We start from the raw sequence: 16,473 nt of genomic DNA, 5'->3' as shown, positions 1-16,473 counted from the left end.
CCTGTGCTGTTGCAAAAGTTGAAAACCGGGTGTCAATTGCCGTTTATTTAAGTAGAAAGAATAGGTTTGATGCGTTCAAGAGCCCAGTCCACCTGCTCAGTGGTAATCACCAGAGGAGGTGCAAACCTGATGATATTGTCATGGGTTTCCTTGCAGAGCAGCCCGTTTTCTTTGAGCTTTTCGCAGTACTGTCTTGCTCCGCCGGCATCAAGTTTAAACTCAACGGCCAGCAGCAATCCCCGGCCACGAACTTCCCTGATTTTGCTGTTGTTGATGGATTTGAGTCCAGCAAGAAATTTTGCACCCATTTCTTCGGCATTGCGAATCAGGTCTTCTTCTTGAAGAACTTTCAGGGCTTCCCTTGCCACGGCGCAAGCCAGCGGATTTCCACCGAAAGTTGAGCCGTGTTCACCGGGTCTGAGAACTCCCAGAACCTCGGTATTGGAAAGAACTGCCGAGACCGGATAAAAGCCGCCGGAAAGGGCTTTGCCGATTAGTGTGATGTCAGCTTCAATCCCTTCATGTTCTTCAGCCAGCAGTTTACCTGTCCGGCCAAGTCCGGTCTGGATTTCATCGAGGATTAGGTTGATGTTATTGGCAGTGCATATTTCCCGTACTTTTTTCAGATACCCTTCCGGGGGAATGATAACGCCGGCTTCGCCTTGAATGGGTTCAACGAGAAAGCCTACTGTGTCTGGTGTGATCGCGTTTTCTAGAGCTTTATGATCACCGAAGGGAATGACTTTGAATCCCGGAGTGAAGGGGCCGAATCCCCGGCGGGAAACCGGGTCGGTGGAAAAACCTACAATGGAGATGGTACGACCATGAAAATTGTCTGCACAGACAATGATTTCGGCACGATCTTCCGGTACTCCTTTTACCATGTAACCCCATTTCCGTACTGCCTTGATTGCTGTTTCTACAGCTTCGGCTCCACTATTCATGGGCAGCACTTTGTGGGAGTTGGTCAGGGAGCAGAGCTCTTGGTAGAAAAGTCCCAACTGGTCGTTGCGGAAAGCTCTTGAGGTCAGGGTTAATTTGTCAAGCTGGTCCTGCATGGCCTTTTTTATGCGTGGATGGCAATGGCCCTGATTCACAGCTGAGTATGCAGAGAGGCAGTCCATATATTTGTTCCCGTCAACATCCCAAACCCAGACTCCTTCTCCTTTTTCTATTACAACATCGAGAGGCTTGTAGTTCTGAGCGCCAAATCTGTCTTCAAGTTCAATGTAGTCGGACTGTTTCATTGTGTTCCCTCCATTTTTGGCTTTATCTTTCTATATAAGACCCTCCTGTTTTTGTCAGCCTTCTTTTTGATTTATAATATATTTTGGCTCATTTGGCAGAATTTAATTCGTAACTTTTGGATAATTAATAATAAAAAAATAGTTATTTTCTTCGTGGAATGAGTTATTTTATATTCTAATTAGGCTTATGCTGGAGCTATTAACGACTGGCGTTTTTGCAGGGTCGGTCTGGAGGAAAAAATGTATAAAATTCTTTTTGTTGATGATGATGTAGCTATCCATTTGCTATTTTCAAGAATATCGACCGAAAGACTTCAAATATCCTGTTGTTCTTCCGGAGGTGACGCTTTGGAGGCTTTAAAAGCAGATGGTCCCTTCCATGTTATTGTTTCTGATTATCAGATGCCTGAAATGGACGGAGTTGAATTTTTGACCAGAGCTAAGGATGTTTCTCCTTCTTCTGTCAGGATTCTTCTTAGTGGTAATGCGGATCTTGCTATGGCAATCGATGCGGTAAATGAGTGTGGTGTTTTCAGAATCCTGACAAAACCGTGTTCACTCAAGATTTTGAAAAAGTCCTTGCGGGATGCGTTGGAGTATCATCGTTTATCTAATGTTGAAAATCACATGTCCAGCAAAATGACTCGCGGGGTTATTCGGATGGTCAGTGATATCGCTGCAATGCATAATCCCGGTTTGAATAGCAGGACAGCACGTATCTTGCCGTTAGTTAAGTCCTTAAGCAGGAAACTTGGAGATCCTGATTCCTGGAGCACCGAAGTTGCCGCGGTGTTATCCTCAATCGGATTTATTTTTTTACCTGACCGTCTGTTGGAAATGATTGAGACAGGTGATGTTTTCGGTAGTGTTGACTATAGTATTTATACCCAGCATACGGAATATTCGGCTAAGATCTTATCGAAGCTTCCATATTTCGAAGATGTGTGCACAAAGCTTTCTTTGCAGGAATCTCATTATATGGATGATGGAGAAGATGGTGGTTTTTTTAATGATGAGATTCCTATCGGGTCAAGAATCTTAAAGGTTGTATCGGATTTTGACAGGCTGAAGGCAGGAGGACGAGGTGCAGGAGAAGCCTTGGCCATGATGAACTTACGGGGCAAACGATATGATCCCAAAGTCATCAAAGAGCTTGGGAATCTTTTGGGAGCAGAAGCGCGATATCATGTCCGTGAAGTTTATCCCTTGGGGCTTGCCGAAGGAATGGAACTGGCCGAAGATGTTTATGGAATTGTGAAAGGCAAGAAAATGAAGTTCTTATCAAAGAGGCAGGTGCTTGATTCTAAAATAATAGACTATATTCATAGGAACGCTGAGAATATAATAGATATAACAAAGAAGATTTCCATAAGGGAAAGGAATGTCTTCTGATTCTCATTGAGTGGTAGGTTGATATGACAAGGCTTAGAAATGGTGAACATATGGTCGATGTAGATCGGTTGAGGCCCGGAGTTCATATAAAACTCGTGGGCGTGCCGTGGTATCGACATCCATTTTTGACCAGCAGTTTCCGAATAAAGGATTTTGAGACGATTGAAACCTTGCATTCTTTAGGGGTTGAGAAAGTTATCGTCATCCCGGATAAAAGTTTGGTTACACCCTTGCAGGCCACCAAAAAGAAGTCTGTTCAGCGTCCTGCCAGTTCTCAGTTGGCTTCAGCTCCAGATGCTTTGTTCAAAGAAAAGAAAGCCCGGATGGAAAAGCTGAAGGAAAAGAAAGAGTCTGTTGTTCGCGCGGAGCAGAAATATACTTTGTCTGTTCGTCAGGTCGAAGATCTCATGTCTTCAATCACCAGAGGGAACATGCAGTTTTATGAAGAGGCAAATACTTTTTCCAAGACTTTAAGCCGATATTTTTTGAGTGATTCGGAAGCTCTTATGCATGTCCTGAATTTACAGACAGATAAGAGTGATACGGTATACTACCATTCAATGAACGTTACGGTATTATCTTTGATTCTGGGCAGAACTATAGAGTTGGATGAAGATGAAATGCGCATACTTGCGATTGGAGGTCTTTTTCACGATATAGGCAAGGCCAAGATTGAAAAGAAGATTTTACATAAAAAGGGAAAGCTTACTAAGTTTGAAGCGGAAGTTCTGCGCAAACATCCATTTTATGGCGTGGATATACTTTCTGGCTGCGAGGATTATCCCCCAGAAGCAATGGAAATAGTGTATGCGCATCATGAACGTTGCTGCGGCGGTGGGTATCCCAGAGGGGTGGAAAGAGGGGAAATCGGAAAGTTGACCAAAATTCTGGCCATTGCTGATTTCTATGACTGTCTCATAAACAAGCATGATCCGTCAGCATCACTGACTCCTTATCAGGCTTTGTCGTATATGTTTTCCAAGAGAGCCACTTATTTTGAACCGGATTACTTGTCTGCTTTTATACAATGTATGGGCATTTATCCTCCGGGAACCGTAGTGGTGCTCAATGATGAAATGGTCGGAATGGTGATATCCGTAAATCTTGCAAAGCCTTTGCTGCCCAGTATCGTCATATACGATCCGGAAATACCGAAGAAAGAAGCACTTATTCTCGATTTGGAAGAGGAGTCCGAATACTCGATTACTAATTCTATTAATCCGGCTAAACTTGCACCTGAAGTCTTTGATTACCTGTCGCCGCGAAGTAGAATGATTTATTTTGTAGATCCTGACTTTCCAAAGCGAAACAAGAAGTAAAAATCCCCTGCAAAGATTTGCAGGGGATTTTTCTTATTGTTGTTTGCGCTGGGTGACGTCCACTTTTTCCACCCACTTTGATCCGCTGGGCGGTTCATATGTAGCGAATGACTCAATGAGCAGGTCCGGAGTTTCTGCGGTAAGCAGTTTCTCCCGGTGCATGTCTTTCAAGAATCCTTCTTCAACCACCCCGTCCAGAAAACTGAGCAGTTTATCGTAGTATCCGTCCACATTGAGCAGGCCACAAGGTTTGGAATGAAATCCGAGCTGAGCCCATGTGAATATCTCGAATATTTCGTCCATGGTCCCGATTCCTCCGGGCATGGCAATAAAACCGTCGGAGAGTTCGGCCATGAGTGCTTTGCGTTCATGCATGGAGTCGGCAACATGCAGTTCAGTAAGGTCGGTGTGGGCAATTTCAATTTTATAGAGGCTTTCCGGGATTACCCCGATAACTTTACCGCCAGCTTCCAGTGCGCTTTCGGCAAGAATGCCCATCAGTCCGGTGCGTGAGCCGCCGTAGACTGTGGTAAGGCCGCGTTGAGCCAGTTCCCGGCCCATGTTGCGGGCCGCTTGTGGATATTTAGGATCGTTGCCGGGATTGGCTCCGAGGAATATGCAGATGCTTTTCACTTCAGGATTCCTTTTTTTTGTTTAGATAAAATGAGTTATAAGCGAGGGTTAATAGGACCGCGAATCCGGCCGAGGCAACCCCGAGGGCTGCATTGTAGAAGGGCGGGGCAGCAAGCGCAAGTCTGATCAGCAGCGTGACCAGCGCAAAGCCTGAATTCCTGAAAACAGCCTGAAATGCCGGCAGAAAACGCTGCGAAATGAGCACCAGCAGGATGTCACTGAAAATCAGGATGGTGTAAAAAGTGCTGAAAAAATCAAAGTGGTGGAGTCCTTTGGCTGAGCAGTAAAACACGTATATGCCCAGTCCCATGAAAAGGCCAAGCAGTAAAAGGGCAACCAGTTTTTTGCTGGCAACGTAGCTGAATTTTGATGCCGGTTTTAAGCTCGGCCCAGATTTCTGGACTCGATAATATATGCCCAGAAGCACAAAGACCACAAAGGCTCCGGCTCCGTCAGAAAGAATCTGGTAAATGGGAGTCATGTTACCGGTGAAAGTGATCGGCTCCGGGAAATTAACCAGTTCCTTGAAGGAATTGCGCATGAGGATCAGGCAGAGAATCTCCAGCTGCTTGCCCACGGACTTGGAGAAAGAGCAGGGCAGCACAAAAATAAAGCTTATCACCTCCAGCACCAGAACAAGGGTGAAGGCAATGCCTACCGCTGCATAGTGGCTGGTCGGGGTTTTGGCGGCAATTGCTGCGGGCAGCAGGCCCTGCCTGCCAAGTTCAATGCCCAGCAGAGCGGCAAGAAAACAGCCGATCAGGATTCCGGCAACCGCTTTTTCGGTCCTTTCATTTTTCCAGAATGCATGCAGGGGATCGAATGCGTATGTTGCGAGTTCGTAAATTGAGTATTTCATAAAAATTTAACCACGATAATTGTGCAGTCATCTTCAAGCGGGAGTCCTTTACGGTGGTTCTCTACTTCAAGAAGTATGATGTCGGATATTTCCTGTGATGATTTATGGCAATTATCCCGGATAACCTGTTTCATCCTGTCCTTGCCGAACTGGTTTCCTGCGGGGCTGTGTGCTTCCCAGATACCGTCTGTGTAAAGTACTAGAATCTGCCCCTGATTCATTTGGGTCAGGTATTCACGGTAGGGATAACCTTCATCAACACCAAGAGCCAATCCTTCTCCCAGAAGTTGATCAAAGGTATCAGTCTCGGGAGAATAGACCATCCCGGGGTCATGCCCGGCTCTGATCCAGTTTACTGTCCTTTCATCCGCATTGCAGATAGCCATGAACATAGTCATGAAATGGCCTGTCTGGGCACAGTCCTTGGTTATAAGGCGGTTAACTTCTGTTGCAGCTTCCACAAGTGTTTTACCGCGTCCTGAGAGGGCTCGAATGTAGGCTCTGGCACTGGTCATAAGCAGGGCTGCGCTGACGCCGTGTCCGGAGACATCCCCGATAACGGTGGCGAATGTTTTTGGGCCGCACGTGGCACAACCGACAAAGTCGTAGTAATCACCCCCGGTCTGTTCGGAGAAGGTGCATCGTGCACCGATATCAACATTTTCAATATCCGGTGGTGACTTGGGGAAAAGTGATTGCTGGGCTTCATCAGCAAGGCTGAGGGCCTGACGGATTCTGGAATGCTCACGCAGTTGCGGGACCATATAGTTAAAATTCTGAGCAAGGTCTCCCAGTTCATCCTTGGAGTGAAAATCAGCCCTTGCGTCCCAGTCCCCTTCACCTACTTTTATCATTGCTTCAGAAAGTTTGTGGATGGGTTTGGATAGTCCCTGCGAAACAAAATACGCAACGATAGCGATGGATAGAATGACCGCTAATGCAATCAAAGATGTCCCTTCCAACTGATTGGCAATGCTTTCCCGGACGTATTGTTCAGCTTCGTCTGCTTCGGCGGTAAATTCATGGACCGGGATAATGATCAGAATGGATACAGAATTGTTAACTGGACTGTATGTCCACAAGGACGGGACTCCATTGTCGTTCATGTGCAGAACCCCTGAATTCTTATCTGTAACGTCCTTAATCAGGGTTTTGAATTCAGGATTGTCTTCGGTCAGCCATTCCTTTTCAGGTGGAGCCTGCCAGAAATATCCATGCATTGGACGGAAATCTTCCTCAATTTGCTCATCACCTATCTTACCAAGCACCAGCAGTGAATTTTTGTGGCTATCATCTCGATGAAGAGTGGTGACCAGCATCACTTTTGCTTTTTTCGTGTCAGTTGAGACAAGTGCTTTGTTCAGGCTTTCCCCGATGGGAATAACCAGTGATGCGACTCCTATAAATTGACCGTCATTTCCATAAAGAGGAGCCGTAAGCCTGTTGCAGAGGGTTTTTGTTGCAGCATCCGTGGATGGGAGGGTCCAGCTTACTTCTCCCTGCTCTTTGACTTCCTTGTACCAAGCGTGAGTTCTGGGGTCGTATTTGCGTGGAAAGGAGTCGTGGCCCGGATAGGTGGCAACAAGACCGTTTTCAAGAATGATTTCCTGCCAGAGAATCAGGCTGTTCAGTGATGATGCGCATGATTTAAAATCGTCCAGCAGAGGGGCTATTTTGTTGATATCTGCTTTGGCTTCTTGAGGCGAAAGGTTTCCTGCCAGCCAGAAGGATATGTGGTTTAGCGTTACGGGCAGGTCAATAAAGTCCCCGCGTTGGACGGCAGCCATCATGTTGTGGTCGCCACGGCGGTTTGTTCCTTTGCCCATCAGTGCCCGTTTTTTGTAGGCCGGGCTATTGGTCAGTTCCGGTTTATCAAAACTCTTATGTCTGGTGGTTATATACGGACTATTTTTCTGTGGGGGAATGTCATTGTCATTTAGACGCAGCTCTGCCTCTCCCTGAATGCTTTTCAGGGTGGATTGATAGAGTCGCCCTTCAATATCAATCATGACCGCAGCCCCCTTAGCCTGATCAGCAAGGTTGTGGGTGGCTCGCTCAAGAAGGGTTACGCGGGTCTGAGTCTGCAGATCTGCTCCCAGATCCTTTAAAGAATTAAGTCCGTGAGTTTTTAGCACGAACAAAGGAGTCAGGGAGAAGGTCAGCAATATTATGAGCATTTTCCAGCGGATTTTCATAATAGTATTAGAACCTATCTAAATTCAATATTCAATGATGAAAACGTTTAAAACATCCGCTTGTTGTGAATTTTAGTTAAGTATGGCGGTAAGCGCGATGACTACTCCCAAAGAGGGCAGCAGGTTGGCGAGGTTGATGCGCTTGATATCAAGTAGAGTTACGCTGATACCGATAATGAGCAGCCCGCCGGTTGCAGTGAGCTGGGAAATGATCATCGGAGAGAACCAATCCTGAAAAGAACCCGCAAAAAGGGTTAGTGCGCTTTGGTAGATGATGACCGGGATAAAGGAGAACAGCACTCCGATTCCATATGAAGAAGCAAGAGCGATGGAGGCGAATCCGTCAAGCATGGCTTTGGTGAACAGGATAGTGGTGTCGCCGTTGATTCCCTCTTCAAAGGAGCCGATAATAGCCATAGCTCCGATGCAGAAGATCAGGGAGGCGGTGATCATTCCGTCAATGAATCCGGTATCCTTGGAACCTACTTTTTTCTTGAGCCAGCCGGCGCCGCGTTCAAAAAGCGTATCCAGCCTTAACAGTTCGCCACCTATGCCGCCGATGATCAGGCTGAAAATAACTACAAGTATATCCTCAACTTTCAGTGACATCTGGATACCGATAAGTAAAACGCCGAGGCCCAATGCCTGAAAAATGATCTCCCGGATGCGTTCAGGAAATCTGCTGTGCAGGAGAATACCGATGATGGAACCGCCGATGATGGCGGCACCGTTGACCAGTGAGCCTATTGGGATCATGGGAAACTCTTTTGTAGAAAATTAATGAAAGGACGTTAGAAATAGCACTGAGTTACCTGCTTTACAATAGAGTAAAGTATGATCATGGCTGAATCTTCAGATAATTACTTTTTGAGTGAAAATATGTATTCCTATCCATATCTTGCTAAATGCTCTTGACAGTCGTAAGGTCATCTAATATTAACAATCCCTCACGCATGCCGGGATGGCGGAATTGGTAGACGCAGCGGACTCAAAATCCGCCGGGTTCACGCCCTTGCGAGTTCGAGTCTCGCTCCCGGTACCAGATAATACAAGGACTTACTGCTTTATGGTTGTAAGTCCTTTTTTTGTTTGGGTCAGATTTGAATTCATTAAAAATGCCTGTTATTGATCAGTTTTTAATTGAATTAATCATTAAGCACAGGATTTTTCCGTGAGCTCAAATACAGACGATAATTTTGACCGTCTTCCTGAACCTATTTCCGAAGTTTTTGAATCATTTTCTGATTTTATCCTTTTTACTGATGGCGGCGGGCGCATCTGCTCAGCAAGTGCCCGTGTTGTTGAATTCTTTGGGTGTCCTTTGAAGGGGAGACAGCTTTGGGATATTTTGGGAGTTGAAGCTTCCGGTATTGATGAATTTATTGCAGCTTATCCTGTGGCGGGAGTGCATGAAATCCCATACGGGGAGGATGGGGGAAGTTATTCACTGCGTTTAATTCCCCTTGCCGGACCGTATTGTTCGGAAGGGTATGTTGCCGTTGTTACCAATAACGCGCCCTTTGTAGAACTCCATGAGTCGTACGAGGAGCGAATTGAGGATAATATCGCCGCTCTTGCTGACAGTGTTGCCCTGTTTAATGCTCTCTTTGAGGCTGCTCAGGATCCGACTTTTCTGGCTGATTCAGCTTTTCGTATTCTTTCTTCCAATCCCGCTGCAGAAAGACTTTTCGGGCGCAGCTGCACTCTATCCGGAAATAGTTGCCTAAATATTTTTAGTGCTGAATCATCTAAAGTTGTCCGCAGGCATTTTGAAACCTGCACTACTGACATTCCTGTCCCGTTTGATGAATTGCTTACTGCTAGAAATTGCACGGGAAAAGAAATCCCGGTTGAGCTTACTATGCATAAGGTTCGGCTTCAGTCCGGTACCGTGTTTCATGTCGGATTGAGGGATATGACCGATATCCAGCGTCTTGAAACAGGTCTGGAAGAGACGCGTGAGCAAGTCGATGGTATGAACGTGGCTTTGCGTACTGTTATTGAATCTGTAGAAGAAGAAAAAAAAGATATGCATGAGGATTTTGCACTACAGGTTCGTGAACAGATTCTTCCGGCCTTGGACCGCATGATTAAAGAGCCCGTTCCGCAGATGCGTAGAAGTTTTGGAAGATTTATTAAAGAACGTCTCTCCGCTCTGGCAGGGGAAACCGGGGACCAATTTGAAGAATTGCTGCTCAAGCTCACTCCCCGTGAAGTTGAAATATGCCGATATATTGAAGCAGGAAAAAGTACTGAACGTATTGGTGAGCTCCTTTCAATCACAGCCGACACTGTCCGCACCCACCGCAAAAATATTCGCCGCAAACTTGGTCTACAGGGTAAGAGAGTCTCTTTGATTTCATATCTCAAGCATCAGATCGGATCATAAAATATTGGGTATATACTATACCCAATAAATACCCAATAAATCGCCTTGTGGGTAGAAGCTAAGTCTGTATTGTTCTGAACAGCGACAAGGTTGTTCAATTTAGTTTTTTACCTATCTGCACGCAAATGAGACCTAAAGATATAGCAAACGACAATTTAAGACATGCAATTGTAACTATTGCATTTTCTTTTGTTGCATTGTTTATGTTTCTCGGGTTTTCATATGTGCATCGCAGTGAGATTCGAAAATCTGCTTCACCACCTTATATAATGATATATAAGAGTGTGTATCCTTAAAAATAGTACACATATTTAGGAGAAAACATGAGACGTTTTACTGCCTTATACCTTGCGGTGTTCACGCTGTTGATCACTGTGTCTTTTGTCGGTTGCGCTAAACAGGAAAAGACCGGCCTTGCCAAGGTCAAAGAAGCCGGGGAAGTGAGCTTTGCCATGAGCGGCGGCTATCCCCCGTTTAATTATTTTAACAAGCAAAATGAGCTGGTCGGATTTGATGTGGATGTTGCTAAAGAAGTCGCTAAAAGGCTGGGTGTGAAACTGAAGCCCGTCACCACTGAATGGAGTGGCATTATCGAAGGGCTGCGGTCCGGTATTTACAGCGGTATCCTCGGTAGTATGGCAGCAACTGAGCAACGTAAGAAGGTCGTGGATTTCTCTACCCCGTATTACTATTCCGGTGCTCAGATGTTTGTCCGTACAGACTCTCCTTTCAAGTCCGCTGATGAACTGAAATCTAAGGCCGTCGGACTGGTTACCGGAACCACTTTTGAGCAGGATGCCAAAAATCTGGGTGTGTCTGATATCCGTCTGTACAAAGACGATACTCATACTCTTACCGAATTATCCAGCGGGGTAATTGATGGTGTCATCACTGACCGTGTTGTGGGTGTTAATGCCATGAATAGCGGAAAGTTTAAGATTAAACCGCTTGGTTCCCCGTTACGCAAGGAAGATATCGCAGTTGCTTTCCGCAAAGAAGATAAAACTCTTACGGATGAGGTGAACAAGATTCTTAAACAGATGCACGACGACGGTACCCTTACCAAGCTGAGTAAGAAGTGGCTTAAGGTAGATATTACCAAGAAATAGAGAATAGTAAGGGGGCGGACAGCCTCCTTACTTTTTTGAAAAAAGGAATAAAGATGTATTTCGATTTTGCAAGTCTGCCGGAGTATATTCCGTATTTTCTCCCGGCAGCATGGATGACCCTTGAAATTACCGTGCTTGGTATTCTTCTCGGGCTTGTTCTCGGCCTAGTTACGGTATTCATGCGCATTTCCGATAAGCGGATATTCAATCTCCCGGCTCACGCGTACATTTACATAATCCGCGGAACTCCGTTGTTGTTGCAGTTGCTCTTCATTTATTTCGGAATGCGAAGCCTTGTAGGGCTTTCCGCTCTTCCGGCTGCTGTTCTGGCTTTGGGAATTCATAACGGTGCCTATATTGCCGAGATTTTCAGGGGCGCCATTGCATCCATCTCCCCCGGGCAGATGGAAGCCGCGCGAAGTATCGGGATGAGTTATCCCCGGGCAATGGTCAGGATCGTTTTGCCGCAGGCATTTAAGCGTGCGATCCCGTCCCTGGGCAACCAGTTCATCATTGCTTTGAAGGATTCATCCCTTGCCAGCACGATCACTATTAATGAACTGCTGCTTAAATCACAGCAATTGGCCTCTTCCAATTTTATGATGATGGAAATGCTGACAATAGCCGGGGTCTTTTACCTTATCTATACCGGAGCTTTTACATTCCTTTTTCATGCGATTGAAAGAAAGCTCGATACAAGCAGGGCTTAAGGAGAAGTTATGCAGGATACTATTAGCATAGAAGGTGTTCACAAATGGTTCGACACCAACCACGTGCTCAAGGGAGTTGATCTGAATGTGGGTAACTCCGACGTGGTTGTAGTTATCGGGGCCAGTGGTTCCGGAAAATCCACTTTGCTGCGCTGCGTAAACCGCCTTGAAACATACACCAAGGGTAAAATCAGCATCAATGGTGACAAGGTCCCGAGTGATGAAAAGGAAATCAATTCCATGCGCAGCCGGGTTGGGATGGTCTTTCAGCATTTTAATCTTTTCCCGCATATGAGCGTATTGGGCAATGTGACTGAAGGGCCAACTCAGGTCAGGAAGATGCCCAAAAAAGAAGCTGCGGAGCTGGGCATGTCTTTTCTGGATAAAGTAGGCATGGCCGAAAAAGCTGATGCTTACCCGGAAACATTATCCGGCGGTCAGAAACAGAGGGTCGCCATTGCCCGCGCCTTGGCAATGAAGCCGGAAGTAATGCTTTTTGATGAACCTACTTCTGCCCTTGATCCGGAACTGGTCGGTGAGGTGCTCACAGTTATGCGTGACCTTGCTGACGACGGCATGACCATGATGGTTGTTACCCACGAAATGAATTTTGCAAATGAGGTAGCTGATTCCGTTGCCTTTATGGATCAGGGTGTAATTCTGGAACAGGATAGCCCCTCACGTTTGTTTTCTGCTCCGGCAGAGCAGCGGACTCAGGAGTTTCTCTCTCAAATATTATAAAAATACAGGATATTATGACTGTTTACACAGAGCGACAGGAAGCATTGGCTGGTGTGATTGATGACGATTCTTCGAGGTCTGACTGGACTGACTGGAAGTGGCACGTCCGCAACACAATCAGGACTGTCTCCGGCTTTGAAAAAGTTTTAGGCATCAAATTCAGTGATTCTGAACGTAAAAAACATGAGATGACCCTGCGGAAATTTCCGTTGGCTATTACCCCTTACTATCTTTCACTCATTGATGAGGAAGATTACGAAAATGATCCCGTTTTTCTGCAATCCTTTCCAAGCCCTGAAGAGCTGAAGATAGAGCGTTGCGATATGACTGATCCGTTGCACGAGGATGAAGACAGCCCGGTTCCCGGAATTACCCATCGTTACCCGGACCGTGTGCTTTTCCACATCAGCAACCTTTGTTCTATGTATTGCAGGCATTGTACTCGCAAACGTAAAGTCGGTGATCAGGATTCTATCCCGTCCACTAGCCAGTTGGAAAAGGGAATTGAATATATCCGCAACACTCCGCAGGTGCGTGACGTGCTGCTTTCCGGTGGTGATCCGTTCATGCTTTCAGATGAAAAACTGGACTGGATTCTGACCAAGATCGGTGAAATTGAGCATGTCGAGGTTGTCCGAATCGGAACCCGTATGCCGGTTGTCCTGCCTTATCGCATCACCGATGATCTGGTGAATATGCTTAAGAAGCATCATCCGCTCTGGATCAACACTCACTTCAACCATCCAAGGGAAGTGACTGATTCTTCGCGCAGGGCCATCGCAAAACTTGCTGATGCCGGAATACCGCTGGGTAACCAGAGTGTATTGCTGGCAGGGGTCAACGATTGCCCGCGCTTGATCAAGACACTGAACCAGAAGCTGGTTAAGAACAGGGTTCGTCCTTACTATCTTTACCAGTGTGACCTTTCCGAAGGCTTAAGTCATTTCCGTACTCCCGTAGGTAAGGGGATTGAGATCCTTGAAAGTTTACGCGGACATACCAGCGGCTTCGCCGTGCCGACTTATGTTGTGGATGCTCCGGGCGGTGGCGGTAAGATTCCGGTCATGCCCAACTATATTGTTTCATGGGCCACCAATAAGGTTGTGCTGCGAAATTACGAAGGGGTAATCACCACCTATACTGAACCGGATTCCTACGAGTGTAATACCTGTGACCGGAATTGCGCTGATTGTAATCTCCAGCTTAAGGAAGAAGATGCCGAAGAAAAAGCTATCGGTATTGAAAAGCTTATTTCCGACTGGGACGATACCCTCAGTTTGACTCCTGAAGATAACGAAAGGGCGGAGCGTAATTCGCATGTTGCATGATTCTATTCTGACTGTAGGGAACAGCACCATACAGATGGGGGCTTATAATGACCGCATCTATCTGATGTCTCTAGCAGCAGAAGACGGTCCTGCGATTGTTGATGAAATTATCAACATGGCCGTGGCTGAGGACCTTTCGAAAATATTCGCCAAGGTTCCTGAATCGCAGGCGCTTCATTTTTTGTCCTGCGGCTTTGAGAAAGAGGCAGAAGTGCCGGACATGTTTGACGGTGATGACGGTGTTTTTCTGAGCTTCTATCGCTACCTTTGGCGTAAGGAGCAGAGTGACAAGGAAGAGCTTGATCGTGTTCTTGCTGTTGCTGAAAGCAAAAAAGGCAAGGGTAATGTCTCAACCCTGCCGAGCAGTCTGCAAATGCGCAGGCTTGGACCGGAAGATGCGCACGCGCTCGCGCATCTTTACGGTCAAACATTCAAAACTTACCCGTTCCCTATCACTGACCCTGACTTCATTCGTCAGGAAATGGAAGACGGGGTGAGGTTCATGGGCGTTTACGAAGACTCAAAGCTGGTAGGTGCAGCCTCTGCTGAAGTTGCATCTGATGGAAACAGTGCGGAGATGACAGATTTCGCTGTTAACCCGGACTACCGCAAGATGGGAATTGCCGGTGCTCTGTTGCGCGCTCTCGAAAAAGATTGCACCGAGTCCGGTATCAAGTGCCTGTTCACCATTGCCAGAGCCTGTTCGTACGGGATTAATTCTCTGTTTTCCAAGGGAGAATATAAGTTTTCGGGACAGCTAAAAAATAATACCAATATCAGCGGGCGTCTTGAGTCCATGAATATTTGGTATAAGGTTGTTGAGGAATAGTGACCTGGATTATTCCTTATCATGACTCCTTACAAAATGATCTAATAAAAAGGGGCAGCCTAACGGCTGCCCCTTTTCGTTTCTATACAAATAATCTTCAAGCCTACAACGCTTCAAATTCCAGATTCTCAATATATTGATGATAGTTGTCGATGCCGACAAAATAGCTGGGATCTTCGAGGATGTTGACCACGCAGATTTTTTCGGCCCGTTTGATTAAGCGAACGCAATCCTGACTGAGATGGACCAGATAGACTTTCTTTCCGGCCCGTTCATACATGGAGGCAATTTTGTTAATCGCTTCAATGGCGGACTGGTCCATGATCCGGGAATCTTCGAAATCAATGATCACTTTGTCCGGGTCGTCCTGCACATCAAATTTGCTCAGGAAGAGAGTGGTGGAGGCAAAGAAGAGCGGACCGTAGATCTGGTAATGCTTAATGCCTTGCTCATCGACCATCTTGCGGGCGCGGATACGCAGGGCGTTTTCCCATGCAAAGATAACCGCTGAGATGATAACGCCGCAGATTACGGCAATGGCCAGATCATATTTAACGGTCAGGACAGTTACCAGCACGATGACGATGACATCCCATTTGGGGACCTTGTTCATGATGTTAAAGGTGCTCCATGCAAAGGTCTTGATGACTACGATGAGCATAACACCGACAAGGGCGGCAATGGGGATCTGTTCAATATATTGTGAAGTGAACATGATGAAAAAAAGAAGGGCACTGGCTGCGACAATTCCTGAAAGTCTTCCGCGTCCACCGGAGGAGATGTTGATCATACTTTGGCCGATCATGGCACATCCGCCCATGCCGCCGAATAATCCATTAACGAAATTTCCTAAACCTTGAGCGAGGCATTCGCGGTTACCGCTGCCGCGTGTTTCAGTAAGTTCGTCAACCAGTGACAAAGTCATCAGGGTTTCGATCAGGCCGATAGCGGCTAAAATCAAGGCATAGGGAGTTACAAAGACAAGGGTGTCCCAAGTAAATGGTACTTGAGGGATGGCAAAGGAAGGCAGGCCGCCTTTAATGCCGGTTCCGCCGTTGGACTGGATGAATGAGAGTACTGTTTGGGTTTCTATCTGCATGGCAGCAACAAAGATGGAAACCGCAATAATGGCGATCAGTGCTCCGGGGGCTTTTTTATGAAGTTTGGGCACGATGGTCAGGATTGCCATGGTCAAGGCCACAAGGCCGATCATCAGCCAGAGCGGTTGGCCCTGCATCCATGTTCCTTCTGATTTGAACATGTTCAGCTGGGAAAGAAAAATTACAATTGCCAGTCCGTTGACGAATCCCATCATGACTGAGCGCGGGACCATGCGGATGAATTTCCCAAGACGGAAGAAACCGGCCAGCATTTGGAACACACCGACTAAAAGCAGTGTGAAAAACAGGTATTGCAGCCCTGCATATGAACCGGGTCCGCCCAGCGCGTTACCTTCCATAACCAGACTGACCATGACCACAGCCATGGCTCCGGTTGCGCCGGATATCATGCCGGGTCTGCCGCCGAGAACGGCTGTGATAAGGCACATGAGAAATGCGCCGTACAGTCCGACCATGGGCGGTACGCCTGCGACAAATGAGAAAGCGACAGCTTCAGGAACAAGGGCGAGAGCTACAGTAAGTCCGGAGAAAATGTCAGCACGGGCACTGCCGTTGGAGGGGGAAACAATTGAATTGTTTGAATTCACGAAAAATCCTTTTA

14 protein-coding genes and 1 tRNA gene are annotated in these 16,473 nt (G+C 46.6%); 9 read left to right on the top strand and 6 right to left on the bottom strand.

Going from position 1 to position 16,473, the window contains the following annotated elements:
• Nucleotides 1-47: 47 nt before the first annotated feature.
• The gene (gene rocD, locus DESAL_RS16950) at nucleotides 48-1,247 is read right to left on the bottom strand and encodes an ornithine--oxo-acid transaminase (protein WP_015853193.1); all 1,200 of its coding nucleotides are present in this window, start codon (nucleotides 1,245-1,247) and stop codon (nucleotides 48-50) included.
• A 240-nt stretch (nucleotides 1,248-1,487) separates the two neighbouring features.
• On the opposite strand from rocD, the gene DESAL_RS16945 reads away from it, so the two are divergent.
• Nucleotides 1,488-2,639: an HD domain-containing phosphohydrolase gene (locus tag DESAL_RS16945; protein WP_015853192.1), complete on the top strand. Its 1,152-nt coding sequence runs from the start codon at nucleotides 1,488-1,490 to the stop codon at nucleotides 2,637-2,639.
• Between the two features lie 23 nt (nucleotides 2,640-2,662).
• A complete protein-coding gene (locus tag DESAL_RS16940; protein ID WP_015853191.1) occupies nucleotides 2,663-3,958 on the top strand; it encodes an HD-GYP domain-containing protein in 1,296 nt (431 codons plus the stop codon).
• Nucleotides 3,959-3,991: 33 nt separating this feature from the next.
• On the opposite strand, the gene DESAL_RS16935 is transcribed toward DESAL_RS16940, so the two are convergent.
• The 4 genes from DESAL_RS16935 to DESAL_RS16920 form a co-directional block, all read right to left on the bottom strand.
• Complete coding sequence (locus tag DESAL_RS16935; RefSeq protein ID WP_015853190.1) at nucleotides 3,992-4,591, bottom strand: LOG family protein; 600 nt, start codon at nucleotides 4,589-4,591, stop codon at nucleotides 3,992-3,994.
• 1 nt (nucleotide 4,592) lies between these two features.
• A complete protein-coding gene (locus DESAL_RS16930) occupies nucleotides 4,593-5,450 on the bottom strand; it encodes a hypothetical protein (protein WP_015853189.1) in 858 nt (285 codons plus the stop codon).
• On the bottom strand, nucleotides 5,447-7,645 hold the full coding sequence (locus DESAL_RS16925) for a SpoIIE family protein phosphatase (RefSeq protein ID WP_015853188.1): 2,199 nt from the start codon (nucleotides 7,643-7,645) through the stop codon (nucleotides 5,447-5,449). Before DESAL_RS16925 ends, DESAL_RS16930 begins: the two co-directional genes overlap by 4 nt.
• 72 nt (nucleotides 7,646-7,717) lie before the next feature.
• Nucleotides 7,718-8,401, bottom strand: a complete 684-nt coding sequence (locus DESAL_RS16920; protein WP_015853187.1) for a DUF554 domain-containing protein — start codon at nucleotides 8,399-8,401, stop codon at nucleotides 7,718-7,720.
• A gap of 199 nt (nucleotides 8,402-8,600) precedes the next feature.
• Between DESAL_RS16920 and DESAL_RS16915 the strand changes: the two genes are divergently transcribed.
• The 7 genes from DESAL_RS16915 (at nucleotide 8,601) to ablB (ending at nucleotide 14,751) form a co-directional block, all read left to right on the top strand.
• A tRNA-Leu gene (locus DESAL_RS16915) sits at nucleotides 8,601-8,687 on the top strand.
• A 129-nt stretch (nucleotides 8,688-8,816) separates the two neighbouring features.
• Nucleotides 8,817-10,034 carry a PAS domain S-box protein gene (locus DESAL_RS19900; protein WP_015853186.1) on the top strand — a complete coding sequence of 406 codons (1,218 nt, stop codon included), beginning with the start codon at nucleotides 8,817-8,819 and terminating at the stop codon, nucleotides 10,032-10,034.
• 323 nt (nucleotides 10,035-10,357) lie between these two features.
• On the top strand, nucleotides 10,358-11,143 hold the full coding sequence (locus tag DESAL_RS16905; protein WP_015853185.1) for an ABC transporter substrate-binding protein: 786 nt from the start codon (nucleotides 10,358-10,360) through the stop codon (nucleotides 11,141-11,143).
• 53 nt (nucleotides 11,144-11,196) lie between these two features.
• Nucleotides 11,197-11,853, top strand: a complete 657-nt coding sequence (locus DESAL_RS16900) for an amino acid ABC transporter permease (protein WP_015853184.1) — start codon at nucleotides 11,197-11,199, stop codon at nucleotides 11,851-11,853.
• A 9-nt stretch (nucleotides 11,854-11,862) separates the two neighbouring features.
• Nucleotides 11,863-12,594: an amino acid ABC transporter ATP-binding protein gene (locus tag DESAL_RS16895; protein WP_015853183.1), complete on the top strand. Its 732-nt coding sequence runs from the start codon at nucleotides 11,863-11,865 to the stop codon at nucleotides 12,592-12,594.
• A gap of 14 nt (nucleotides 12,595-12,608) precedes the next feature.
• Nucleotides 12,609-13,922 (top strand): lysine 2,3-aminomutase, encoded by a 1,314-nt coding sequence (kamA, locus tag DESAL_RS16890; RefSeq protein ID WP_015853182.1) that lies wholly within the window; start codon nucleotides 12,609-12,611, stop codon nucleotides 13,920-13,922.
• The gene (ablB, locus tag DESAL_RS16885; RefSeq protein WP_015853181.1) at nucleotides 13,912-14,751 is read left to right on the top strand and encodes a putative beta-lysine N-acetyltransferase; all 840 of its coding nucleotides are present in this window, start codon (nucleotides 13,912-13,914) and stop codon (nucleotides 14,749-14,751) included. The genes kamA and ablB overlap by 11 nt, the downstream gene beginning before the upstream one ends.
• A gap of 103 nt (nucleotides 14,752-14,854) precedes the next feature.
• On the opposite strand, the gene DESAL_RS16880 is transcribed toward ablB, so the two are convergent.
• Nucleotides 14,855-16,459 (bottom strand): SulP family inorganic anion transporter, encoded by a 1,605-nt coding sequence (locus DESAL_RS16880; RefSeq protein WP_015853180.1) that lies wholly within the window; start codon nucleotides 16,457-16,459, stop codon nucleotides 14,855-14,857.
• Nucleotides 16,460-16,473 lie beyond the last annotated feature (14 nt).

It is taken from the genome of Maridesulfovibrio salexigens DSM 2638 (genome assembly GCF_000023445.1).
Lineage (GTDB): Bacteria > Desulfobacterota > Desulfovibrionia > Desulfovibrionales > Desulfovibrionaceae > Maridesulfovibrio > Maridesulfovibrio salexigens.
Note: the sequence above shows the minus strand (reverse complement) of the source record. Positions and strands in the feature narration are given on the sequence as shown.

Coding starts and splice junctions, on each gene's coding strand:
- DESAL_RS16930 (WP_015853189.1), bottom strand. CDS start 5,450: ATGAAATACTCAATTTACGAACTCGCAACATACGCATTCGATCCCCTG.
- DESAL_RS16925 (WP_015853188.1), bottom strand. CDS start 7,645: ATGAAAATCCGCTGGAAAATGCTCATAATATTGCTGACCTTCTCCCTG.
- rocD (WP_015853193.1), bottom strand. CDS start 1,247: ATGAAACAGTCCGACTACATTGAACTTGAAGACAGATTTGGCGCTCAG.
- DESAL_RS16920 (WP_015853187.1), bottom strand. CDS start 8,401: ATGATCCCAATAGGCTCACTGGTCAACGGTGCCGCCATCATCGGCGGT.
- DESAL_RS16945 (WP_015853192.1), top strand. CDS start 1,488: ATGTATAAAATTCTTTTTGTTGATGATGATGTAGCTATCCATTTGCTA.
- kamA (WP_015853182.1), top strand. CDS start 12,609: ATGACTGTTTACACAGAGCGACAGGAAGCATTGGCTGGTGTGATTGAT.
- DESAL_RS16905 (WP_015853185.1), top strand. CDS start 10,358: ATGAGACGTTTTACTGCCTTATACCTTGCGGTGTTCACGCTGTTGATC.
- DESAL_RS16900 (WP_015853184.1), top strand. CDS start 11,197: ATGTATTTCGATTTTGCAAGTCTGCCGGAGTATATTCCGTATTTTCTC.
- DESAL_RS16940 (WP_015853191.1), top strand. CDS start 2,663: ATGACAAGGCTTAGAAATGGTGAACATATGGTCGATGTAGATCGGTTG.
- ablB (WP_015853181.1), top strand. CDS start 13,912: ATGTTGCATGATTCTATTCTGACTGTAGGGAACAGCACCATACAGATG.
- DESAL_RS16895 (WP_015853183.1), top strand. CDS start 11,863: ATGCAGGATACTATTAGCATAGAAGGTGTTCACAAATGGTTCGACACC.